Origin of the sequence: Lapidilactobacillus bayanensis (genome assembly GCF_003946695.1) — a bacterium.
Lineage (GTDB): Bacteria > Bacillota > Bacilli > Lactobacillales > Lactobacillaceae > Lapidilactobacillus > Lapidilactobacillus bayanensis.
Genome location: NZ_RHOX01000016.1, coordinates 39,609 through 62,021 on the forward strand (window position 1 = coordinate 39,609; position 22,413 = coordinate 62,021).

General features: G+C 40.4%; 24 protein-coding genes and 1 pseudogene. 2 read left to right on the forward strand and 23 right to left on the reverse strand.

The features are described from left to right. Positions 1–60: 60 nt before the first annotated feature. The 20 genes from EKM65_RS07360 to mobQ form a co-directional block, all read right to left on the reverse strand. A complete protein-coding gene (locus EKM65_RS07360) occupies positions 61–1,821 on the reverse strand; it encodes a restriction endonuclease FokI C-terminal domain-containing protein (RefSeq protein ID WP_125607125.1) in 1,761 nt (586 codons plus the stop codon). Positions 1,822–2,177: 356 nt separating this feature from the next. Beyond that, positions 2,178–3,302, reverse strand: coding sequence for an ArdC-like ssDNA-binding domain-containing protein (locus EKM65_RS07365; RefSeq protein ID WP_125607127.1), 1,125 nt, complete (start codon positions 3,300–3,302; stop codon positions 2,178–2,180). Between the two features lie 3 nt (positions 3,303–3,305). Then, a complete protein-coding gene (locus EKM65_RS07370; protein WP_014564417.1) occupies positions 3,306–3,521 on the reverse strand; it encodes a hypothetical protein in 216 nt (71 codons plus the stop codon). A 121-nt stretch (positions 3,522–3,642) separates the two neighbouring features. Beyond that, on the reverse strand, positions 3,643–5,778 hold the full coding sequence (gene topB, locus EKM65_RS07375; protein ID WP_125607129.1) for a type IA DNA topoisomerase: 2,136 nt from the start codon (positions 5,776–5,778) through the stop codon (positions 3,643–3,645). A gap of 6 nt (positions 5,779–5,784) precedes the next feature. Beyond that, positions 5,785–6,195, reverse strand: coding sequence for a hypothetical protein (locus EKM65_RS07380; RefSeq protein WP_125607131.1), 411 nt, complete (start codon positions 6,193–6,195; stop codon positions 5,785–5,787). 14 nt (positions 6,196–6,209) lie between these two features. Next, positions 6,210–7,067 carry a conjugal transfer protein TrbL family protein gene (locus EKM65_RS07385; RefSeq protein WP_125607133.1) on the reverse strand — a complete coding sequence of 286 codons (858 nt, stop codon included), beginning with the start codon at positions 7,065–7,067 and terminating at the stop codon, positions 6,210–6,212. A 5-nt stretch (positions 7,068–7,072) separates the two neighbouring features. Then, positions 7,073–7,447: a hypothetical protein gene (locus EKM65_RS07390; protein ID WP_125607135.1), complete on the reverse strand. Its 375-nt coding sequence runs from the start codon at positions 7,445–7,447 to the stop codon at positions 7,073–7,075. 14 nt (positions 7,448–7,461) lie between these two features. Further along, on the reverse strand, positions 7,462–9,012 hold the full coding sequence (locus EKM65_RS07395; RefSeq protein WP_125607137.1) for a VirD4-like conjugal transfer protein, CD1115 family: 1,551 nt from the start codon (positions 9,010–9,012) through the stop codon (positions 7,462–7,464). A gap of 1 nt (position 9,013) precedes the next feature. Then, positions 9,014–9,484, reverse strand: a complete 471-nt coding sequence (locus EKM65_RS07400) for a conjugal transfer protein (protein ID WP_125607139.1) — start codon at positions 9,482–9,484, stop codon at positions 9,014–9,016. Further along, the gene (locus EKM65_RS07405) at positions 9,485–9,853 is read right to left on the reverse strand and encodes a thioredoxin family protein (RefSeq protein WP_125607141.1); all 369 of its coding nucleotides are present in this window, start codon (positions 9,851–9,853) and stop codon (positions 9,485–9,487) included. It abuts the gene before it with no gap. Continuing rightward, positions 9,840–10,457 carry a hypothetical protein gene (locus EKM65_RS07410; protein WP_125607143.1) on the reverse strand — a complete coding sequence of 206 codons (618 nt, stop codon included), beginning with the start codon at positions 10,455–10,457 and terminating at the stop codon, positions 9,840–9,842. The genes EKM65_RS07405 and EKM65_RS07410 overlap by 14 nt, the downstream gene beginning before the upstream one ends. Before the next feature lie 13 nt (positions 10,458–10,470). After that, the gene (locus tag EKM65_RS07415; protein WP_125607145.1) at positions 10,471–11,625 is read right to left on the reverse strand and encodes a phage tail tip lysozyme; all 1,155 of its coding nucleotides are present in this window, start codon (positions 11,623–11,625) and stop codon (positions 10,471–10,473) included. After that, complete coding sequence (locus EKM65_RS07420; RefSeq protein WP_125607147.1) at positions 11,626–13,044, reverse strand: type VII secretion protein EssB/YukC; 1,419 nt, start codon at positions 13,042–13,044, stop codon at positions 11,626–11,628. After that, a complete protein-coding gene (locus EKM65_RS07425) occupies positions 13,037–15,052 on the reverse strand; it encodes a VirB4 family type IV secretion system protein (protein WP_125607149.1) in 2,016 nt (671 codons plus the stop codon). Before EKM65_RS07425 ends, EKM65_RS07420 begins: the two co-directional genes overlap by 8 nt. A gap of 11 nt (positions 15,053–15,063) precedes the next feature. Then, positions 15,064–15,723, reverse strand: a complete 660-nt coding sequence (gene trsD, locus EKM65_RS07430; protein ID WP_125607151.1) for a TrsD/TraD family conjugative transfer protein — start codon at positions 15,721–15,723, stop codon at positions 15,064–15,066. Next, on the reverse strand, positions 15,692–16,054 hold the full coding sequence (locus tag EKM65_RS07435) for a hypothetical protein (RefSeq protein ID WP_003660301.1): 363 nt from the start codon (positions 16,052–16,054) through the stop codon (positions 15,692–15,694). The genes trsD and EKM65_RS07435 overlap by 32 nt, the downstream gene beginning before the upstream one ends. Before the next feature lie 20 nt (positions 16,055–16,074). After that, entirely contained in the window at positions 16,075–16,410 is a 336-nt protein-coding gene (locus tag EKM65_RS07440; protein ID WP_008212306.1) for a CagC family type IV secretion system protein, read from the reverse strand. A gap of 1 nt (position 16,411) precedes the next feature. Beyond that, positions 16,412–17,026 (reverse strand): hypothetical protein, encoded by a 615-nt coding sequence (locus EKM65_RS07445; RefSeq protein WP_125607153.1) that lies wholly within the window; start codon positions 17,024–17,026, stop codon positions 16,412–16,414. Positions 17,027–17,061: 35 nt separating this feature from the next. After that, entirely contained in the window at positions 17,062–17,373 is a 312-nt protein-coding gene (locus EKM65_RS07450; protein WP_025085230.1) for a hypothetical protein, read from the reverse strand. Positions 17,374–17,456: 83 nt separating this feature from the next. Then, on the reverse strand, positions 17,457–19,520 hold the full coding sequence (gene mobQ, locus EKM65_RS07455) for a MobQ family relaxase (protein WP_125607155.1): 2,064 nt from the start codon (positions 19,518–19,520) through the stop codon (positions 17,457–17,459). Positions 19,521–19,791: 271 nt separating this feature from the next. On the opposite strand from mobQ, the gene EKM65_RS07460 reads away from it, so the two are divergent. Further along, complete coding sequence (locus tag EKM65_RS07460; protein WP_125607157.1) at positions 19,792–20,001, forward strand: hypothetical protein; 210 nt, start codon at positions 19,792–19,794, stop codon at positions 19,999–20,001. 22 nt (positions 20,002–20,023) lie between these two features. Next, positions 20,024–20,302, forward strand: coding sequence for a hypothetical protein (locus EKM65_RS07465; RefSeq protein WP_003646133.1), 279 nt, complete (start codon positions 20,024–20,026; stop codon positions 20,300–20,302). Here the strand turns inward: EKM65_RS07465 and EKM65_RS11265 are convergent. The 3 genes and pseudogenes from EKM65_RS11265 to EKM65_RS07480 all read right to left on the reverse strand — a co-directional run bounded on the left by EKM65_RS11265 (position 20,292) and on the right by EKM65_RS07480 (position 22,327). Further along, a complete protein-coding gene (locus EKM65_RS11265) occupies positions 20,292–20,798 on the reverse strand; it encodes a hypothetical protein (RefSeq protein WP_164506860.1) in 507 nt (168 codons plus the stop codon). The two genes, EKM65_RS07465 and EKM65_RS11265, sit on opposite strands and share 11 nt — an antisense overlap. Further along, positions 20,788–21,069, reverse strand: a complete 282-nt coding sequence (locus EKM65_RS07475; protein WP_014564139.1) for a type II toxin-antitoxin system RelB/DinJ family antitoxin — start codon at positions 21,067–21,069, stop codon at positions 20,788–20,790. Before EKM65_RS07475 ends, EKM65_RS11265 begins: the two co-directional genes overlap by 11 nt. A gap of 259 nt (positions 21,070–21,328) precedes the next feature. Next, positions 21,329–22,327, reverse strand: a pseudogene (locus EKM65_RS07480) (replication initiator protein A). Between the last annotated feature and the right edge of the window lie 86 nt (positions 22,328–22,413).

The window sequence follows — 22,413 nt, forward strand, 5'->3', positions numbered from 1 at the left end:
ACGTAAAAAATGGGGTATCCCCAAAAATTTCGGGTACTCCATTTCATCTAACTCGATATTTCATAAAGTTCCAAATATAATTTCTTGGTTCTTCATATATTCAGGTAAACGATTGGGATCAAGAACATTATTGAGAACCTGGTTAGCACCGATTAATAACTGCTCAACATTCATTGCCCCACCATTTTCTCCAGTTCTACTACTAGTTTCTCTGAGCTGATCTGAAAACATCCCAACAAACTCACTGCTTATCCATAAATGATAATAAGATGTACTTGGAATTGACTTACTAAAGTACTTCCACCAATTATTTTTGCTGATATCCTGTTTTCTAATATTATTTTCTGTAATATAACGAACCATTTCGTCTTCTTGGTTTACATTCCTGCCGTAACCGTCTTTATAAGCCTTAGTATCAACAATAATTCCAAAGTTATCATTGTATACCAATACGTCTGGTCGCCTTCCACCACCTAAATGTATTGCAGACAAGTTATATGATGTATTAAATAGCTCAGCTGTAATTATTTCAAAAGCTCGGTTTTGTTTTTTATCTCGAGATATTTCAATCAAAGAAATAAAACGCGGATCTAATGATGTATTTTCCAAAAACTTTTCTTTTATTTTCTCTAAATGTTTATCTTTCAGTACATTATTAATGTTCAATGTTGGAATTGAAAAATCTTGAATTTTATCTTTTAACTCAATATAGTTTCCATCTATAGATACCCGTATACCACAATTTGACAAACCTAAAACATCATTTTTAATTACATTAATTGAATCATTAATACCTGCTGCTTTCAAATTGGCCATTAATGCCTGCAGTGATTTTCGAGGCGTGTGCATCAATATCTTAATAATTTTTGCTCTTCTAAACCTCAAATAGTCCCTGTTTTTACCTGTAGTTGCAAAAAACTCCCACCTAACAAACTTTGAAACACGATTGTTTTTTGACTTTCCAATCGATTGGTTTAAGGCATGCAATCCCTTACCAGTTATTGAGTACGTTGGAAAGCCAGATATTATTTCGCCATAGTCATTTCTGATCTTAGTTCCATGAATTTCTACATATCCAACTTTAGATAGCCACTTAGAAATCATACGAGCATACTTATCACTAGTACCCTCAATATCTGACTTTATCTTAGAAATTTCTTTTTTTTCTTGAGCCGACTTTAGATATTGTTGCATCAATTTATTTGAATATGATGTAAACCCAGGTTCTCCATAAAAACCAAGCTTATGTCCCAATTGAAATTTAGATAATGAATGATCTATATTCTGAGACAGTATGGATAATATTCTGGTTGCAGGGGGATAGGAGAGAAATGCCCGTGCCAAAATGGTATCTCTCTCTTTTTCAGTATGAGCTTTTGAAAACAAAGCTCCCAATTGAGTAATTTCAAATTCACTTGATCTTTCGTCAGGCCTTGCAAAATTTAAAGACACGGCCCAACGTAAGTATCCATCTGAAGTCCAATTATCGGTCCAAGGCTTTGATTTGTTTTGCGAAGGTATTGTTACTTGGATAAGTCCATCTGCCATTGCCCCCTTCCGACCAACACCGGAACTACTTACTGAATTTCCATACTTATCTTTTGCGCTTCCAACAAGTTCTGAATATGTAAATGTGCTTATGTTAGCTTGTAATTTAGACAACAATTCACTTTTAATATCCTTGAAAAAAATTAGTTCAGGAACTAGCTTGTCCCTTAATAACTTATACTGTATAGAATTTGAATCTAATATCTGAACTACATGTTGCAAGTTATCAAACTTTCCTGGATTCTGTATCCATCCATACGATCTGTTAGCCATGAGAACCCCCTTAATTAACTAATAACTGATTTTCTAAAATTAGTTTGTTACTTTAAGAACCCACTAACAAAAAGTAGGTGTACGATACTAATATCACTGATACGACAACACTTTATCAAACTAAACCAGTTGTCAATTTACCGTCAAAAGATTAAGAAAAACATTTTTAACTATTATTCAGTCATGGTATTAGGCCTATTATCATTAAGTGTATCAGGTTGATATGCAAAAAAGGTAATTCGACTTAAGCTATATATTCTATGCGAACTACTTTTTACATTTACATAATTTTATAGCTATCACAAAACAAGCTTTTCTGTATTTTTTTCTATTATAGCATCCTTATTAAGGGCTGACTAACACCTCAGACTTTGATCTGGTCTCGAATCGGGTTGTTTGATTTCCGGATTCTGTTTAGCAAATGCTTGTAGCTGCTTTTGCGTTCGCTCACTGATTTCTTCGTGTATCTCATGTAACTGGTTTTTAAATTGTGCTTTTTGTTGTGAATTAGTCGTTTGCTGAACTTGTTGTTGCAAGCCTTGATAGGACTTATTAAGATCATAGGCTGATAGCTTTTTTAGATCATGCGCAGGCTCTTTTGGGGCTTCTTGTAAGCCTAATTGTTTGGTTAAGCCATCGCTAAGTTCAATCACTTTGTTGCTCACTTGCTGGATCTCACTTAAAGCACTATGGATCACGGCTTTATCTTTAGCCCAGGTGGCCACGTAACCGAGTGAGTAGTTGCTGGTATCAACGCCAATATTTTGCATGGCAACATACGCAACCGCTTCGGCTTGGGTTTCCTGATAGGCTCGTGGCCGATCTTTAAAGGCTGATTTTAAGCCGTGTAGCTGGCTATGCGCATATTCGTGATATAACGTCTTTAGTTTCAAAGCATTGTCGGGCTCATCGCCACCAATGACGATTTCATTAGTGCTGGGTTGAAAATACCCTTTAGCCCCATTTAGCGACGCTAAAGGCACTTCGCTGACTTTAAGGTCGGTTTGTTGATTTAAATAATCTTTGAACGCGTTATATAAGCTTGTCACATTCTGATGATCGGCTAAATTTTCTTTGACAAAGTCTTTAGCACTTAACACTGGTTCACCGCTAGTTTGTGCCACATCAAAGACGGGTAGATAACGATAACCGACAATGGCCCGCTCATCGGTGGTGTCAAGTCGCTTTTGATTAGCGGGCGTTAATTTCTTAATAATCGGTGCCGCAATTCGAATGGATTTAGCGCCCTTATTAACGGTGCGGTTAAAATCTGTTTGCCATTGCTTAAATCCCGCGACTTGGGTCGCTTGCGGATTTTGCGCATAAATCAAATCAATGTTTCTGGCGCTATAATGATGAAATTTAGCCAGGGTATTGAGATACTTTTTAAATTGGTCACTATCAGTTAATTTTAGGATTTGCTGTTCGGCTTGGGCGACTAATTGTGCTTTCCAGGCTTTAACGTCTGCTTTACTCGGCATTGTCTACCCCTCCTCATCTTCAAAAATATCATTCAATATAGGGGCTACGTTGATTTGAATCGGGGTCGTGCCATAAAGGGCGATGTAGCCATCAGCTAATTTTTGCCAGGCTACTTGATAATAAGCGCCGTTACCAGTGATTTCTTTTAAATACTTGTAGGTTCCTTTAGCTTGCAAAACGGGTAATTCACTGGCTAAAACTGCTAATTCGTTGTTCATTCTATGATCTCCTTTGCTTTGCTAATCTCACCCGTTGTTTGGGTTTACTTTTAGGGTTGTAAAAGTGAACCTAAATGACGGGTTCACCAACCGGAACGTAGTGCAGGGCGGTAGGCAGGTTCTAATCAAAATCAAAACTTAATTTATGGCCGTCAAGCTTTAACTTAGCGTCAAATGACTTCCCCTTTTTACTCTTGAAACCCTTTAATTTGCTGGTTTCACCCTTGGTAACTAACGCTTTAATTGCGGTCTTCCCGAGCGTCTTGCTACTCCATTTCTTAGGTAAGGTAAAATCTTCACCTTGCTTGGGCTTCACAATGTAAAACTTCTGTTTATTTAAAACGGTCGCTTGCGGTGTTTCTAAGAATACTTCGGCGGCTTTTTGCGCTTGCTGTTGGTGATCGATTTGTTGCTTAATGGCTGCACTGCCAGTCAATTGCGTGGGAACATCAGCAATCAATTTTTCCACGAACTTTTTGATTTGGTTCAAAAAGTTATCCGGGGTGCGTTCTTCGGTACTGATTTGTTGTAACGCTTGCTCCCATTTTGCTGTCATCTCTGGGCTAGTTAGCAAGGGTTCGAGTTCGACCGCTTTACATAAAGTAGTTCCCGCTTCACTGACGTGGAGCTTGTTCTTTTCAGTAACTAAATAGCCGCGCTTCTTTAACACTTCCAGCACATTTGCCCGGGTTGCACTCGTTCCAATGCCTTGCACATCTTTAAGAATCGCTTGGGCTTCTTCATCATCAAGTGTTTTACCGGCCGTCTTCATGGCTGTGATTAATGTCCCTTCGGTAAAGGGCACCGGTGGTGTCGTTTCTTTTTGCGGTGTTTGCAGATTTGCTTGAACTTGGTCGCCTTGGTGAACGATCGGTAGGGTGGCTGCTTCTTGCTGGTCGGCTTTGTTTTCATCAAATAATGCTTGCCAACCTTGCTTAGTTGGGACCTTACCGGTTGCTTTAAAATTAGCATCGCCGACTTGGGTAACAATGGTGGTTTCTTCATATTCGTAAGGATCAGCAAACATCGCTAACGTCGTCCTTAAAACCAGGTCATAGACTTGTTGCTGTAATTTAGGCAAGCTGGCTAGTTTCTCTTTCGTCGGCACGACTTTAGTCATAATAATGGCATAGTGTTCTTCAACTTTTTTCCCATCAACATAGCGTTTGTTCGGAGTGGTATTGGTTAAAGCGACTGGCTTAGAGACCAAACCCAGATACTTCGTCAGATTAGCCACTAAATACTCAAATTCTTCATTAGTGATATAAGCACAATCCGTTCGGGGATAACTCAACAACTTGGCTTCATATAAACTTTGAATAGCCGCTAAGGTTTGGCTGGCACTGGCATGATACCGTTTATTCATCGCACTTTGCAGACTGGATAGCGAAAACAACTGTGGACTAGCACTCTTTTTAGCCTGTTTTTGGACGTCCTTGATTAAACCGCTCTGTGAGCCTTTCTGAACGCGTTTAGCTTGCATGAATGTCATTAGACCTGCTTCGTCTTTAAAACGCTGATAGGGTTCTAATTTTGCGGTGAATTTTTGCTGATTGGTTAAAATTTCCGCATTTAGTTCAAAATAGGGTTCCGGCTTAAAGTTTTTGATTGCCTGGTCTCTTTGATAGACCATATATAAGGTTGGCGTCTGTACTCGACCAATCGAATACACCCCGCGTACCCCGTTTTGTCTTAATAACAAAGTATATAAGGGACTGCCATTCATACCAATTAACCAGTCACTAATTTGACGGGTTTGGGCTTCTTTATAAGCCAAATAGTCTTTGTGCCAATCACCAAGATTTTTGAAGCCGGTAATAATCGCGTCTTTTTCTAGGCTATTCAACCAAAGGCGCTTAATCGTTTTCGACTTAACATCAATATGCGCTTGGTTCATGATCGACCACGCGATATTTGACCCTTCTCGACCACTATCGGTGGCCACAATAATGGTATCGGCTTTCGTTAACAGGTCTTTAACGACCTTGAATTGGGCTTTTTTACTAGCTGACACTTCAAACTTGTATTTGTCGGGGAAAATCGGTAAATTAGATAAGGCCCATTGCTGATATTTCTGATCATATTTATCCGGTGTGGCTAGTTCAACTAAGTGTCCGAGACCATACGTGACAAGCGTATTCTCGGGCAAAATAGGGTCGCTAACCGTATAGTAACCCTGTTTTTTTGTGCTCTTTTGAAAGGCTTGGACGTATGAACGGGCTTGACTAGGTTTTTCAGCTAAGATAACAGTGGTCATGTTCGTTCACTCCTTGTGATTCAATTTTTGATCTAATTCTGTTTTGCCTTGTTCAGCCGACTTTAACCATTCTTGCCAGCGTAATGCTTGCCGCTGATTGATGACTTGTTGCTTCAAATATTGTCGGTAGCGATTAATGGCCCTAATATCCGTATACGCCGACCAGCGGAATAATAACCCACCAAATATTAAGATAAATGCCATCAGTGCTGTACCAACAAAATCGGTCTTATCAGAAGTAAACAGTTCATGATACAAGTCTATTAACATGAGATATAGGCCCATTAAATAGAAGATAATACTTGCAAAACTATCGAAATAGTAAGACAGTTTTGTGCGTCTTGGCGGTATCGTGAAAGGGTCAGTTTGCATATCTTTTTTAATTTTTTCAAGTAACCAGTGCCAGATTTTTTTCATGACGCGAACCTCCCTTAACGGTTACGAAAATAATTTTGAAAAATTCTCATGGCACCCATACCAGCACTCTTAGTCACACCGGTTGAAGCCCAGAAATCTTTAACGGCGTCAGGTGTTTTGACAACCAGAAAGCCAAATCCAATGGAAGCAATAAACGCAATAAACCCGTATTTAGCCATATTAGTAAAACACCATACTGATAATGACATACAAAGCACTTGGCTAATAATGGAGGCATTGTAATAAATATACTTCTTCCACCACGTGCCACTGTAGTCAAAGCTCTCAGTCGCCATGCTCATTGCAGCTAAAGGAATTGTCAGGTTATACCAAGCCATATCAGCCACAAACACACACATTTTGATAAAGAAAACGACGGTTACGACAGTGAAGATTAGCAGAAACAAAATCTGCAAGGGTAGCGAAATGCCAACATCTTTTAGCCCAGGTACTTTATTCATGCCGGTAATCGATTTAGCAGTGAATTTCTGATCAGAACTAAACATATACTTTAACAGGGGTAAGGTAATTGACCCTTGAATAAAGCCCTGTAAGAACACGAAAACTGGAATCACGGCCGCTGATTTAATCCCGTCCATGATGATATTAGCCCAAGTGACGTCGGTACTTTCGTCTGCCTCTTTTAGAATTGTCATCACAATGCGGCCAAGTACGACCACAACGACTAACGATGTCGCAAAGGACAGGAAGATGGCATACCACGTTTTAACAATTGGCAAGCTTTGATTGGCTTGGTCAATGATTGCCTTACAGATGTTGAATAAGCCGTCCAACAAACCAGACAGTGCCCATTCAAAAAACTTAGCAATCGCTCCCTGAACCAGTCCTGAAATATCACCTAAAACAAACATATCTATCACTTCCTTTTTTGCAATTCAAAGCTTCCTAATCCGTCATCTGCTTTGGCAGTTTTATTTATTGCTTTAGCTTTATAACCATCGCTAATTTTAGTTAATTCAAATTTTTGATTCTTCTCGTCATCAGTATTTACTTTTAAATATTCTTTACCAGAAGAATTACCGACTGAATAATTGGCATTTACATTCATCAAGGGGCTTTCAATAATCATTGTTTTTTTATTAAATTGGGTTTTGTAGCTTTGTCCTTTTTGGTTGAGATACCATTTATTACTTTGCAAATCTTGTGCTGTAGACTTCCCACAAGCGGTTAGACCAACAGCAATCAGTAACACTGTCATCACGGCGATTATATATTTGCGATATTTTTTCATTAATATACCCTCCATTATCCAAGTAGGTTGTTGTCGTCTTCTTTTGGCGCCTCTGTTTGACTATCTTTATTTGAAACTCTCTCTAAATCGCTGTCTAGGTTGTCCTGTTGTTGCTCCTCCTCTTTCTGAGACATCTTGTTTGCGACTTCTTTTTGAGCAGTCTCCTTTAATTTTGCTTTCCATTTTTCTACTTTATTCTTAAAGTTGGTTTCTTGACTGGCTTCTGGTTGGCCTTGATAATCGTTCTGTGACAAGTTAACCAAATGATCGGCTCCTGGAAATAGTTTAAATTGGAACGCTTTTGTCGCTTTGACTGGTCGCGCATTACTAAAAATTAATAAGCTCTGATCTTCGGGCATACGCATAATTTCATCGGGTGTCATGAGCGAACGGCTCGTATAGCTGTAACTATCGCTCTTGCTGTGGCTTTCTTCCTTGCTGTGACTGGTACTCTCACTACCGGTTTCAACTTTTACGGTCGATTTACCTAACAGATCACTAAAGTATTTAGCGGTCACATCATTAGCGGCATTTAAGCAAATTTTAACCGCGTGATTACCTAAGATACTCTCGGCTTTATCCTTGCCATACAAGGCTTGTAGCTGGGTTAAGGTCTGACAAATGGTCGTCACGCCAATACCGTACCCCCGGCACGTTGCTAGAAATTCTTCGTACTTGGGAAACTTCCCTAAATTGACAAATTCATCAAGGATAAAGTCGACTTGGTGAGGCAATTTAGCGTGATGATCGGCGGCTAATTTGTATAATTCGTCAAACAATTGTGAGAAAAACAGATTGATGAAGCTTTCATAAGTGTTATCCATGACGGGGATAATCACGTACAGCACAACTTTGTCGTTGCCAATCTCTTTTAAATCAAAATCCGAAAAGCTGGTAAAATCAGCCACTTCTTTGTCAATGAACTTCGAGATGGTCGCCAACAAGCTTTCAATAATACTGGCCTTCATTTCGCCTTTGGCCTTTTTGAACCCTAACTCATAAGCGCGTCTCGCTGGATCAGTCATGGTTAGATCAAGAAACAGGGTGTCTAACGGACTATCTGCGCCCTTTTCCTCGGCCTCCACATCGTTTTCTTGTAAGACTTGCGTTACACCGGCCAAGTTCCTTTGGTCGGGCGCGCGGTGGTTCATAACAAACAGGATTAGTGCCTTCAAAAGTTGCCGCTGGGTACTGAACCATACGTCTTTTTTGCCTTCGGCATTTTCACTCTGAACGATCTTCGTGGCGACGGTTTCAGCTTGAATATCCCGTTGAATATAATCAAAAGGATTGTAGCGATCACTGTGCGCCATGTTGGCAAAGTTGACGACATGCACTTGATAACCCTGGGCTAGTTTGATACCGGCCGTCTTTTCGTATAATTCACCTTTCGGGTCAGTTACCACAATGCTGTTCTCCGTCTCGTTAAATAGGTTGGTAATGACGACTGACTGGGTCTTATATGACCCCGGGCCCCCAACCACGAAGATATTTCGATTCGGCTTGGTACTGTTGTTCTGGTAAACAATCTGTTTAGCCACGATCCCTAAAATGGTGCCATTCATGTTAATCTCCTCCCTTCGCTGACTTTTCTCGATCCACTAATGATTTGAGAATTTCGGCCTTGGTACTCTTGTTAAACGCTGTGGTGAGGTCTTTAGCAGTGATACTAAAGTAATGGTCACTCAACTCTTTTAGATCACCCCAGGTCGCACTCCCGTGGGTTTCAGTGTCCGCAGTTTCCCACGCTTTATGTTTGCTATTTCGTTTCAAGGCAAAATAGATGGTGTATAGGATCACGGCGACACTGACAATAATTAGTACTGGGTTCTTTTGGCCCAAATACAAGTTGTAATAATGCCAGGGGTGTAAAGCTAATTGTTTTAACACCGTTGGCATATAATCCACAAAAGTTAGTTTATAGCGCGACAAGGCCATGACAGAGCCAGCTAAAATCTCCGCTAAATACAAGCCAATGATTAGTGTTAGTAAATACGGCCAACTAGCTTTAATGCTGTTTAATAATTTGTCTTTCATCTAATCACCTACTATCTGTTTAATCCTTTTTTGGTTAGTGCCGGTGTACCGTTGCTTGCCATGGATCAAGGTTGGGACTGACGTTAATTGATATTGCTGAATGTAATGCCGATTCTTTGGCTGATTCATGTTGATAAAAATGATGTTGCGACTGATGACGTTATGCCAATAAATATGATGAAAGATTGATTGGCAATCTGGGCAATCATCACGGTAAAAGAACAGGACTTTGTTAGCATGCTTAGCTAGCGTCACAACTGGTTGCTGTTTTTCCACGTGATTGACATATCGATGACCAATAAAACCACTAACGGCTAAAACCACCACGATTACCGCTAGGGACTTACCAACCCGCTTAATTAAGGTCACTGGCTTTAAAACTACTGCCTAAGTTTTGGACTGCGGTGATTCGATTCGTGGTGGTATCGAAAGTCACTTGATAAAGCACCGTCGCCTTTTGCCAGTCGTTGTCACCACTCTTACTCTCATAACTGACGACGGCCAAGCCTTTCATATTTTGGCCTTGCTTGCTTTGCGTATACAGGTTCAGTTGGTTCAACTTGGCTGAAACACTATTGCTATCACCATACGTGCCTTTATTTGAAAAGTATTGCTGGTATAACTTGTCAGAAATTAAGTCTTTAACGCCATCTTTACGCTGACCGTAGGTCTTGGGCTTAAAGTTATTCATGACCTCAAAGAACTTGGTGACCACCGTATTAAAGCTCAGTTCAGCCTGACTTTTGTCTTTATTATTTTGGTAGATCTTATAACTGTCAATTTGAGCGCTCAATAACTGCTTTTGTTGATTAGTTTTGGTTAATTGCCGGCTAACTTGTCGCTTCTGCTGTTGTAAGCGACTGATCTGTTGTTGTGCCTGCTTAATTTGGCTATGTTGATAGGTATTTGCCCCTAACGACATAACTAAGATCAAGCTGCCAATCACCACACTTAAAACCATGCTCCGCTTCATTTGTTTTCCCTCCTTACTTCTTGATCGGCCGGGCTAACGTTACATCACCACCATTTAGTAAGCTATAAAAAGCGGTCCCAAAAGTGCTTTCGTTAACTTTGTCACCCGTACCACCTTGCTCAATGATCTTAGTGGCTTTTCCTTGCCATTTGCCTAGTAGAATGGCAGTATGGCCGTCGTTTCCAGCTCCCACGCCTTGATTAACGATCACAATATCACCGGCTTTCGCGTCAGTTTCACTGATCTGTTTCAAGTATTGATGGCTGCCTTTGGCGTCACTAGCCATCGTGCCGGTAAACCAGCCCATGTTGGCCGGTACCTTGTAACCAGCTTTATTAAGCGCTAACCAGACAAAGCCTGAACAATCGGTTCCACCGGTTTTGTTAGGATTCTTTAAATTGCTACCTAAATCGGGGCTAGGGTGAGTTTGAACATAATAAAAGTCGCCCTTCATACTTTCCGCGTTTTTAACAATGCTGCCACCGGAATAGCTCGGGTCACTATCACAACCTAGTTCGGTCAGATCGCCGGAACTTGCATTATCTAACGTATTACCGGCCACGGGATCACTTGCACCCAACACGGAATACCAATGATCGGCATAACCGTATCTTTGGCTTAAATACCATTGTTCCGGGTTCTTACTCATACCCTCGTAATCCATTAACCAGGCTTTGGTCGCTTTATGCACGTCCGTATATTTAAAAATCTGCTTGTTTGACGCATAGTAACTACTGTTCAATTCTTGGTCGAGATAATCCAACTGTACCCCGAGATTGGTCGCTGGTTTATTTTCTTTATGGGCTAAATCTTCCAGTTTATCTTTTCGACCACCTATCCACTGGGCTAAGCCCGTGGCCCCGGAACTAGAATTAACGGACTTGGGATCAAGGCGACTTTCTAGTTGTAAGACTCCCAAGATACCGGCGGCCGCTTGTGGGGTGGCACCATACTTTTGCTTCCAGTGCGCATAAATGTTTTTGGCATTTTCCTTCATGCTCTTACTATCTAATTGCGTTTCTGTGGTCGTTGAATTATCACAACTGTTTTCTTGCAATTGACCAGTAAACACGGCGATTAGCAAGATGATTAGCAGAATGGTGCCACCCACAATATAAGCAATCAACTTCCATTCCCTTTTCTTATATTCAAATGACAATACCTGCATTTAATCACCTACTTTGTGCTTAGCCTGATCGACCTTTTTTTGGGCCGCTTGCTGATCGTTTTGGGCATTCTTTAAATCAGACTTGGCTGAATCCACCTTCTTGTCTTTATCCTTATCTTTACTACCATCAATCTTGTTGGCGTCATCTAACTTCTTTTGCGCATCGCTAACTTCGTTCTTAGCGGCATTGAGACTTAACAGGGCTTTTAAATACTTAGCTTTAGGACTGTTCACGCCAGCTAATTTGGTTTGGACGGTCTGGGCATCTTGTGTGTCGTTATGGGCTAGGAAAGCTTGCCCCATTCTCAATAAAACATCAGCGTTCGTCGTAAAGGATAATTGGTTATTAAGCGTATTGGTATCGTAGTTAACGATGGCCTTTTCCAGCGATAGTTGGTCTTTTTGCTTGCTTGTCGCCTTAGTTGGCAACTGCCAATCAGCCACTTGACTGCTATCTTTATTGTCATAAGCTGCATTGACAACCTTATTCAATTGGCTTGGGTCAACCTTCAAGGCTTGCTGGTACTGACCATGCTTTAAAAAGATGCTGACTTGCTTAGTTGAAGGATAGCCGGCCCGTTTCATATCTTGTTGCGCTTCCGACCACTTATGATCATTTAAAGCGGTTTGAATTTGACCGCTATATTTTAATCGCGTGACCTGGGCTTGGTTCTGGTTAGCTAAGCTTTGATATTGCCGTTCATCACTTTTATGGACTAAGCCGACGGCCAAAACGGCCACAATCGCCACCCCGGCCATACTCAACCATAAACGTTGTTTGGTTTTCTGCTGGGCCGTTTCAACTGCCTGCCATTCGTGATAGCTCACAAAGTCCTCAATGCCGTTAACCACTTCCGTTAACTCATTTAACGACGTAGCTTTAGCTACTTGTTGTAAATAGTCATCCGGGTGTTTGGCCAAGGCTTCTTGGGGATTGCTTAGTAGCCGTTCATAGGGCGTCCCCGTCAAGCAAAATAGAATCAGCGCTTTGTATTTGGCTAAATTGCTATGCTTGTCATCATAAGGCATGAGTTCATTGGCCCGGTAGGCGTACCAAACATGTTGCATTGGGTAATACCACAGGTTAGCTGGGTTCAACGCAACGTGATACTGGCTATCGTTAACCACCTTTTGCGTCATGATTTCCTTGGCAATCGCTGACCGGATTGCCTTATTTTCATGTGGCAAGTCCTTTAATGATCTGACCTTATCCGGCAAGGTATAAGTTAAAACAACCTTCTGGTCTTGCTCAACTACGTTAACCAACTGTAAGAAATTGGAATCAGCTTGCTTTAATTCGTTTAGCTCACTCAACTGGTCGTATCGAAATTGATTGTGATTGAGTTCGAGAATTAACTTGTTCCCCTGCCGCTTGAATGTGCCGACCTCGATATTTAATAGCTGATTTGATTTACTCATTTAAAGTCCCTCCTTCCTCTTCGGTAGTGGTCAAGGCATCAATTTCACTTGGCGTCAACACCACGCGCTTTTGATAATCCGGTTGAATGGTTGTCTCACGGTTGTATTTTTCTTGGTAAGCTTTGGGATCAATTAACCGCAATTCTTCTTCGGTCAACTCGACTTTCATAAAGGCGCGTTGGCTTCCGTAAATCATCAAGGCTTCGCCTTGCCTACGACGTTCTAGTAGCTTCTTTTCTTTATCCGAGAACGTCATTCTTAACTTAGTAATGACATCATCGACACCTTTACCATCAAGGCCAAAGAACACCTTGGTATAGGAGTTCCCAATAATGGCTTCCCCAATATTCTGCCCAGTATCTGTCGTGCCTTCGATCACATCTTGAATTTGCTGCGTTCCGGCAATGGCTCCGGCATTGTACTTTCTAAACCGCTTGTATGCTTGGTGGAAAAAGGTGGCGGCCGCTTTATGCAAGGTTAAAAAGTGAAATTCATCAACAAACAATTTCTTGCGGCTATGCCGATCTTTGGTAATTTCGTCCCACAGGTATTGAAAAGTATTCAGATAAGCCGCTGATTGGACTTCCTGTTCACTTTGTAGTGGTTTTAGATCAAAAGAAATGATTTTCCCCTTTAGGTTGACGTTGGTATGGCCGTCAAATAGGCTGTTAGAACCATGGGTATAACTGCCTAAGATGTAGTAGAAGTCTTTAACCCGATTGAATTTGTCTTCGTCTTTATCAGCCAGTTTTTCCAACTCGTCATAAACATTGGATAAGGTCGGCCACTGATCGTCTTTAATCTCTTTTAAGCGACTGTACTTCAAAACACCACTGTTGACGTAGGCCTGTTTAACGACATCATCAAGAATTGCCAGCTCAACTTGGGTAATCCCGGTTTTAAGGACTTCAAAGAATCCCTTTAATCGCTGGATTTTATCTTTAACTAGTAAATCAAGGTTCGTGACCGCCTCATCGGCGCTTAGGATTTCTTCGGAGAAAATTTGGAGCGGGTTAATTTTGTACTTAGCATTCGAGGTTAGGTGCAAGACTGCCCCACCCAGGGCTTCAACAATCTTGGTATATTCATTTTCTGGATCAATAATGTAAAGCTGATAATCTTGAATGGCATATCTTAGAATCTTCTGGATCATGTAGGTTGTTTTACCCACACCGGAAGTACCAATAACAACCATATTCTGGTTCAGGGTCTTGTTGCGATCCAACATATCCACGGCAATTAAGCTGTTGGTATCTTTGTTAACCCCTTCAATATCGCTTCTAGGCTTCAAGTCCAAAATTTCCGCGTCGTCAAAGGGAAACATGCTGCTGGCAACTTCGGTATTACTTTCTTTGTACGTGTAATCCCCCATGAGGTTCTCGTTAATTGGCATGGTTGACCAAAATGCTTGAAAGGTTGCTTTAACGGGTACTAGCGGTTTCATCTGTAGCTTAATCAACGTATTCTTAACGTTTTCGGTTAAGTCGTCTAGTTCTGCTAAACTGTTGGCCCGCAGATAAACCAGCATATGTTGGTAGACAAATGTGGTAGAATTATCAAGGTATTTATCTAGTTGCATGTTGGCCGAATCAATGTAGTTTTGCAGAATCTTCTTTTTATACGGGTCGAACGTATTGAGCTTCTGCGCTTCCTTATTTTGAATCGTCTTCTTGTAATAGGTAATCATTGAATTGTTACTGGCGCTGTCGATATATTGCACAATATCGATAACGCCTTTTTTGCGCTTTAACTCCGATAACCAGTTGCTGTAAACTCGCTTGGGATAGTCAGCAATCGCTAGTACCCGAATAAAATTCTCACCCGACTGGACATAGGTGGGGTATTGTTCCCAGCTAAACGGGAATAGTGAATGCAAGCTATCGCGATCAATCAGCTTGGTAAAGTCTTCAACCTCCGGTTTTTGTTTATTAACCGCTGGTTCACTATTTTGCTGACTTTCTTTCTTGGTTGGCATGAACAAATCAATGACCTTATCGCCAAAACTCATACTGTTGCCTCCTATCCATTGAAATTGATTAAGTTCTTTAAAATCTCTTGGACTTCTTGACTAGTCAACACTTTGGCGGTTACATCAAAGTCCGTTAACGCATTTTCAATATCCCGTTTAACCTGTTCGATCTTTTCGTCTAAATGACTGACCGCTAGGTTTAAGCTCTTAACACTTTTGTCCTTAATTGGCACCTTAACGATTAGCAGATGTTGCTTAGTCGTCATATTTTTGGATTCCTGGACTTTAGTAAAGCGATCCAAATAACTGGCCATTAATTGGATTTTGAACTGTTGCTCGGGGTGATCTTTTTGTAAAGTGAGATACCGCCGTTTGAGACCATTGAGATAAGCTGTCATATTGACGGGAATCGTCGGCTCTAAGAACTGTAGCGTGTCATCAACGCCTTCACCCAACGTACTCATGAGAAAGGCGCCATAGTCCTCAAAAACGTCTTGCTGTTCGGTTTCATTAAGTAGATCAAGGTTGATCCCACTAACTTCCAAAATGCCAACGAGATTACCCGTTTTGGTAACTTCGTAATTGCCATACATACCCACCACCAAGCTCATGTCATCAATGGTCTCTTTACCGCCATTGATTTTAGGCGGTTGGTAATCCCAATCTAGCTTGGTTGATTTATTGGCGGTTTTGCTCTTCTTCAAACGCATTTAGTTCACCTCGCTTCTTCGGTTTTAAATAAAACAATTTTTGGCTATTGGCATAGCGACGTTTAAGATTAAAGTTATCCCGCACTTTAATATTTTTCCGCGCCGCAACTGGCCGAATTGTTAAAATAGCCATGACAATCGTCATGGCTAAGACAACAATCACTATTTTTATCAGGACTAAAATCAGGCCATAGGGTGGGATTGCAATAAAAATCAAGCCCACTAGTCCTGCCAGCGCCGCATAGCCAAAATCCTTCAAGGTGTAGTCTTTCCAGATCCCGTAATCTTTATCCACGTTTTCTGGGAAGATAAATTCTTTTCCTTTCTTCATTTGGCAGGCTCCTTTTTAAATTAAGTGAATAGGCTGTAAACCCAAGGTAATAGCCAGATAATTGCTGCCGCTAGGGCCACTAAACCAGCCACCCGACCAACCGCGTGATAAACCTCTGATTTCTCTCGTGGATCGTCTGCGTCAGGCATTCTTTTGATAATAATAAATAGCGCGACACAAATCCCAACTAAAACGACCAAGCCAGTTAAAATACCTTGAATCGTCTTACCAGCGCTGGTTAGCTTGCTTTTAACTTCGCCACCGTCTGCGGCAAAGACGACCTGGGCGTTCATCAATCCCAAGTAAATTGCAGTAGCTCCAGTAGTGGCTAACGCTTTTACTTTGCTGAACTTCATGTTATTCCTCCTTTCCCTCGTCTTCTGATGACCGTAATTGAACTTGTTCTGCCTGGGTTTGCTCGGGTTCCCGCTGGTAGAACTTATCCAATTGTTCCTCGGCAATTTGCTGGCTCGGTAATGGGTCGGTGGCTAATTTAACGCGACCATTTTCGCTAGTGGCTAAGTAATACTCCTTTTCTGACTGACCTAGCTCTTGGGTCTCTAAAACATGCAAATTATGTTCGTAACGGCCTAAGGCGTTATCAACTTTCAAACCATAGAAACCTAAGAAGCCTTCCAGGAAACTCTCACCAAAAAAGGTCATTTCGTTTTTAATTTGCTTATATTGATGGGTCGGTTTATCACTGACCAATTTTTCGGCCTTTTTAGCATTTTGACTGTCTTGATGGCGATTAAACCAGCCGCTAAGTTTTAATGGTTCAGTCTTTAACTGGCGTTTAACGGTCTTCTTAATCATTGCTTGCCGAACTTCATCGATTGGCTGACCGTCTTGATCTAATATCGCTTGTAGCTGCTTCTGGTCAGTTAGTGCTTGGTCGTCATCAACCATAATCGCCTTTTGGTTATCATGTAGTAACTTGCCATTAATGCCTTGCCAGCTTTCTACTTTCATTAAATCACCTCCTCAAAAAAAGCGCATTAGGGTCGCTAAACAACTAGCTTTCCCCTAACCCGCCCGGTAAAATGGATTATTAGTAGGGTGACACCCAGAATCGTAACTTCTAGGTGCTGATCCTCGTTAGCAACTTCACTGCTTACGAGGACGCCCTCTTTTTTTATGTGGTTTTTAATCCATTCAATGCCATCTTCAGATATTAATTTAACTTTGCCCGTTTCCATGAGCATTTCACTTGGTAGCGCGTTAGGGTGTCGTCTTAACCAAACACTCACGTACGTACTACCTCGTTCAAGCTTGAGACTAGCTTGAGCTAAGCTAAACCATTCCTGTTTCTTCGTCACATGTGAATACTCCTTTCCCTATATTATGGATTCATTTTACCATTAAATGAGCACGTTAATGCACTTTTAATTTTACTTTTAGATTACAAGTGCATACCATCATCTTCATGCCGATTGCGGGTTTGATGTTGCCGTTGCTTTTTCGTCATTTCCCACTCGGTCTCTTTTAAGCTGCGTGCTTGCTTTTGCCGTTGGTAATCTTCATTACGAGCATATAAAACGGTCATGATAGCGTCACTAAAGGCTTTCTTTAAGTAATAGTTTGGGCTAACTGGTTTGTAGTTCAATGGTTGATAATGCCCGATATTTGCTTTTCGGTATTGATCGTCTTTATCTTGTTGCTCTGTTAACTGTTTTTGGAGTTTTTCAATCTGGCTGGTCTTAATCGTCGGATCGGCTTTGCATTCACCCAAAAAGAGTTGTTTAGTGCCGTCATGCTTTAAAACCCGTTGTAAGTGATGATTCTCTAGCCGATCTAAGCTAAGCTGTCCCGATAAATAAGCTAGTCCTTGTTGATGTTCTTGGGTACTGAAAACCCTCGGTGGGTTTTCCTGCCACTGTGCGATTGTTTCAACCTTGCACGGCTTTAAAGCTGGATCATAGTACATCACTGCTGTATAGGCCTGTTCCAGTTTAATCATTGGTAGTTCATCTAAATCACCATTGGGAAAGGCTCTTTTCAATACTTCATGGTATTGCGTTTGAATGACTTGCTTAACTGCCATGATTGTCCGTAGGTCTTTGACGGCTCTCGTAATCGTTTGCTGCTCGGTTGGTGAATACTTTTCTAGTAGACCTTGATCAACGTGTTCTAGACTTTCTAAGCTATCATCATGAATCATCAGCGTATATTTAAGCTCGATTTTGACTTCCTTTTCTTGTTGCATTAATATCTTCCAGCCAACGTATGGCCGTTTGGTAAAGGTCAATAATTGTCGGACCAATAAATCATCACGAATATTCATTAAACGTTCGTTTAATTCACTGCCTTTGAAAATCGTTTGTTCACTATTAGTTTCTTTAATCAATTCACGTCGTTCAGCCGCGGTTGTCTGTTCAAAATCAAGCTCTGGATAAAGTTTTTTAGTCGTGCGATCAACTACTTTATTTAAGAGTTCATCTGCTTTTTTTAGTGAACTTTCTTGTTGGTTAATCGTCAATAATTGCTTAGTGATATCTTCACCAACAGCGTGCTTAATTAAGGTACTGTTTTTCCAATTAAATAGCATGCGCCGCTTATCATCTAAACTTTCCAAACTAATATAAGTTTTCAGTTCGTGGCTTAACTCTTTGACCACTTTTTTCTCGTTAAACGAGAAGTGTTTACTTAGGCTATCCAAGTGGCCTCGATTAACTACTTTCTCCTGCATATTTTTATAGCCAGCTTTGGACTTACGATAGTTCTTAACTTGTTGATTAAATGCCTTTCTTTCATGCCGTTTGCTATTGATTCCCTCGTGTTGCATTGGTGTGTCAGCTATTCCCTGTTCCACAAATAATTTTTCACTGATCCGATCAGGAATGTTTTTTTGCTCTAAAGCCTGATTTACACTTGCCGCCCAATTGTGCCGCCATTCAGTTATTTTTTCTTTTTTATCCCAATCGACCATCAGTATCTTTCTACTCTTAGGGTACTTGCTAGTTCCGGTATATGTTTTGTTGCCATTATCATCTAAAATATATTGCTTTTTGCTCTTAATTCCCCATGTTCCATCTGAATTAAACGGCCGATTAGTTAACATCACATGAGCGTGCGGATTATCTGGGTGGTCGCGATGAATTGCCACGTCGGCTACCATGCCCTCATCAACAAAATTTTCTTGCACATATTTTGTCAGTAATTCTTTCTGTTCGGATTCACTTAATTCTACCGGTAAAGCCACATTAAACTCTTTTGCATACCGTGAGTTTGATTTACGATCTTTCTTTTCAACTTCATTCCACAACTGCTCTCGATCACTCGCCCATTCAGGTGAATTTTTTGGCGTCAAAATAAAGCTTTCTGGCATGATCGATCGGGCATAAAAATAGTGGCGACCTTCCTTATCATCAAATAGCTTTTCACCACTTCGATAAGCGGCACTGGCAATCGCACTTCGTCCTTTACCAGCACTAATATTACTAAAACTCATATGAAAGATTGCCATGTCAGTCACCACCTTCCTTTGATTATATGGGTTTTGACTTTGTTGTCGCCATCGGCGACTTCTAATACAGGATTTTATCACGATTAACCCCACAAGAATTTGGTGGGGTGTAAGTGCGCATTGACCTCTTTTCACTCGGTCTGCTGATTCTCCTGAATTTACTTTTAGTGTATGCCTTCCGCTTCGCTATTTCAACTTTTATCCTTTGACTTAACATTCTCTGTATGATATAGTTTCGGTGATTATTTTTAATATGATTGGAGGGATCGTTATGTCTCAAAGCAACTTAGAAAAACAAGAAGCTAAATTAAAACAGCTTAATCAAAAGATTAAAGTTGAAAAAAATAAGATTGAACAACGTCTAGGTAAACAAATCATCAGTCAAGCCAATTTAGATTATGCTAATTTGTCTAACGATCAGATTAAGCTTTTAGCCAAGCAATTTTCTGAATTTTTAAAGGTAAATTCCGTAGATCATTAGTCATACGAGATGGGGAAATTCCATGTCTAATCAATATGAAAAACTAGTCGAGCAGCAAGCGCGTTTAAAACAAAAAATTGAACGAGAAGATTTTAAATTACGGCAATCTAAATACTATGAAAATCGGCAAGCCCGCAAAGCCCGTTCTCGCCGATTAATTCAAAAAGGGGCTTTATTAGAAAAGTACTTTCAAGCTAATAACCTCTCGGTCGAACAAACCGAAGAACTTTTAAAAACATTCGCTGACTATGTCAACGCCCATAAACCGGATAAATTAAAAAACGATCAACCTAATAACTAGGCCGATCGTTTTTATTTTCAGGATTATTTTTTGGCTTAATTTCTGGATTGTGTTTAGCAAAGTCTTTTAACTGTTTTTGAATTCTTTGTGTAAGCTCCGCTTTACTTTCTTTGTGCTTCCTTTTACTTGATCGCTGTTGAATTATCTTTTGACCCTTACCTCTTCTTTTTGATTCTAGGTCAAGCGTAAAATCTGAAATTTTATTTTGATCTAGCTTACTTAAATGACCGATTTCTTTAAAGTTTAAACCGGCTTTGGTAAAGCGATAAATATTACCAAGATCGACCCAGGAAGGTTTCTTCAACCCAGCGGATTGCCAATCTTGAATCGGATAATATTGTTGCTTGATATAAGCCGACTTCTTTTCATACTGACTAGTAATTTTAAAAGCCTCGACCTTCTGTTCTGATACCCGACGAATTAAAACTGGCCGAGACTTGCCACCGTTAGTTTCTACAAAACTAACGTATAGGCTGACTAAGTCATTAGTCCTCATCTGGATCGTTGAGCCAATCAGCGACCTCTTTAGCGTCTTTGAACTCGGTGACTGGTGTCCCTTCGGTCGCCTTTAAAAAGCGTAAATTAGCTCTTTCTTCTTCGCTTAAAGACGCATTAAAAGGTAAAGCACCATTAGCAACAATCCGCTTGTAAAACATGTTAATGGCCGTGGTTGGATTTAAGCCCAATTCGCTTAAAATTGCTTCGGTATCATCGGCCAAATCTTTATCAATCTTGACTTGGACCCGTTTCTTTTCCTTAACTGCCATGATTGTCTCATCTCTTTCTTTTACTACTACCATTATACTACCTTTTGAATACCTTATCAATAGATAAAGCCTTGGCCTCAAATCACTTGAGCTTGGCGTTGATCTAAAGGCTGAACTTTTGATCTGGTTAGCCTGGTTAGCTCTGACACTCATTTAAAAGCCCCTATTCTTATGTTTAAGCCATTTAAATCTAACTTAAGTATAAATAGGTTAGTAAGTCTTAAAATCGCTTAGAAAGGATTTTGTAGCCTTTTTAGGACTAGTAGTACAACCCACTGTTATCGTTGTCGGCCGATTTTTCTTCTTCGGGGTGTTTGGCCGCATATTCTCTAGCCGCTTGTTTATTCCACCAAACGCCAAATAAGTTTTGCATGGTGCCATACAAGTAGTTCTCCACGTTTTTAATGTGCTTTTCATTGCTTCTTAGGGCGTTAAAGTAGCGTCTTAGTGCTTTAGTCATCAAAGGTTTAAGTTCTTCGTCGTCAAGTGGGATTAGAACGCCAATATCTTTGTGGTCCTTTTCAACTCGATACTTAGCATTTAAGATAATGCCAATGAAACGGCGCATTTGTTGTGGGGTTCGGCACCAAAAGCTAAGTAGTTGAACAGCTTCGGGTTCTAAGAAAACTGGTAAGCCACTGTCTTCATCAGTTAAGAAGTCATTAGCATGGTTCACCAAATCCTTGTTTTATTTTTCAATTTCTGCTGGTGAGAAATTGGCTGTGGAAAAGTCCAACTTTTGAGTATCTATATTGTATCCATTAGTATCTATGTTTTTAAAGTCTTTATATAGATTGTGTGTGATTTTCACATTTCCGCTTATAGCAAGGGTTTGAGACACTTTTGGGCTATCTTCACCACGTAAATAGACATCAGTTGCTTTCACATCGAGCTTGGACAGATATAAGCGATTCGGTTCATTCTTTTTTGTTTTTGGGTTAAAGCCCAGTTGTTTTTGCATCAGCAAATGAGCGGATTCGAGTTCTTTTTTAATTTTGACGACTTTTTGATTATGGCAATTAAATAAATTTTCGAGTTCTTGATTGGTAAAAATAAAGTAGACGTGATTTTCCTCATCAACCCAGCTGTCGCGCAAAGAGTACTCTAGCCGATCTTTCAGTACCATATAAGCCAATTTGGCGTCACTACTTAAATGTTTGTATTGCTCGCCATACATTAATACCTTAGGGAACTGGAAAAACAAGGCTCCATATACGCTATCGGCTTCATAGTAATTGAAATCTGTTGATTTTGTCATAATAAAAACGGTTCTGTTGCAAAGTTTTAAATCTACTATCAGATAAGGTAGAATAATAGAAAAAGATAGCAGGAGGAATGACGATG

Coding starts and splice junctions, on each gene's coding strand:
- EKM65_RS07400 (WP_125607139.1), bottom strand. CDS start 9,484: ATGAAAGACAAATTATTAAACAGCATTAAAGCTAGTTGGCCGTATTTA.
- EKM65_RS11265 (WP_164506860.1), bottom strand. CDS start 20,798: ATGAGGACTAATGACTTAGTCAGCCTATACGTTAGTTTTGTAGAAACT.
- EKM65_RS07460 (WP_125607157.1), top strand. CDS start 19,792: ATGTCTCAAAGCAACTTAGAAAAACAAGAAGCTAAATTAAAACAGCTT.
- EKM65_RS07435 (WP_003660301.1), bottom strand. CDS start 16,054: ATGAAGAAAGGAAAAGAATTTATCTTCCCAGAAAACGTGGATAAAGAT.
- EKM65_RS07380 (WP_125607131.1), bottom strand. CDS start 6,195: ATGAAAAAAATCTGGCACTGGTTACTTGAAAAAATTAAAAAAGATATG.
- EKM65_RS07385 (WP_125607133.1), bottom strand. CDS start 7,067: ATGTTTGTTTTAGGTGATATTTCAGGACTGGTTCAGGGAGCGATTGCT.
- EKM65_RS07365 (WP_125607127.1), bottom strand. CDS start 3,302: ATGCCGAGTAAAGCAGACGTTAAAGCCTGGAAAGCACAATTAGTCGCC.
- EKM65_RS07465 (WP_003646133.1), top strand. CDS start 20,024: ATGTCTAATCAATATGAAAAACTAGTCGAGCAGCAAGCGCGTTTAAAA.
- EKM65_RS07420 (WP_125607147.1), bottom strand. CDS start 13,044: ATGAGTAAATCAAATCAGCTATTAAATATCGAGGTCGGCACATTCAAG.
- trsD (WP_125607151.1), bottom strand. CDS start 15,723: ATGCGTTTGAAGAAGAGCAAAACCGCCAATAAATCAACCAAGCTAGAT.
- EKM65_RS07425 (WP_125607149.1), bottom strand. CDS start 15,052: ATGAGTTTTGGCGATAAGGTCATTGATTTGTTCATGCCAACCAAGAAA.
- EKM65_RS07370 (WP_014564417.1), bottom strand. CDS start 3,521: ATGAACAACGAATTAGCAGTTTTAGCCAGTGAATTACCCGTTTTGCAA.
- EKM65_RS07440 (WP_008212306.1), bottom strand. CDS start 16,410: ATGAAGTTCAGCAAAGTAAAAGCGTTAGCCACTACTGGAGCTACTGCA.
- EKM65_RS07445 (WP_125607153.1), bottom strand. CDS start 17,026: ATGAAAGTAGAAAGCTGGCAAGGCATTAATGGCAAGTTACTACATGAT.
- EKM65_RS07395 (WP_125607137.1), bottom strand. CDS start 9,012: ATGAATGGCACCATTTTAGGGATCGTGGCTAAACAGATTGTTTACCAG.
- EKM65_RS07390 (WP_125607135.1), bottom strand. CDS start 7,447: ATGAAAAAATATCGCAAATATATAATCGCCGTGATGACAGTGTTACTG.
- EKM65_RS07410 (WP_125607143.1), bottom strand. CDS start 10,457: ATGAAGCGGAGCATGGTTTTAAGTGTGGTGATTGGCAGCTTGATCTTA.
- topB (WP_125607129.1), bottom strand. CDS start 5,778: ATGACCACTGTTATCTTAGCTGAAAAACCTAGTCAAGCCCGTTCATAC.
- EKM65_RS07415 (WP_125607145.1), bottom strand. CDS start 11,625: ATGCAGGTATTGTCATTTGAATATAAGAAAAGGGAATGGAAGTTGATT.
- mobQ (WP_125607155.1), bottom strand. CDS start 19,520: ATGGCAATCTTTCATATGAGTTTTAGTAATATTAGTGCTGGTAAAGGA.
- EKM65_RS07475 (WP_014564139.1), bottom strand. CDS start 21,069: ATGGCAGTTAAGGAAAAGAAACGGGTCCAAGTCAAGATTGATAAAGAT.
- EKM65_RS07360 (WP_125607125.1), bottom strand. CDS start 1,821: ATGGCTAACAGATCGTATGGATGGATACAGAATCCAGGAAAGTTTGAT.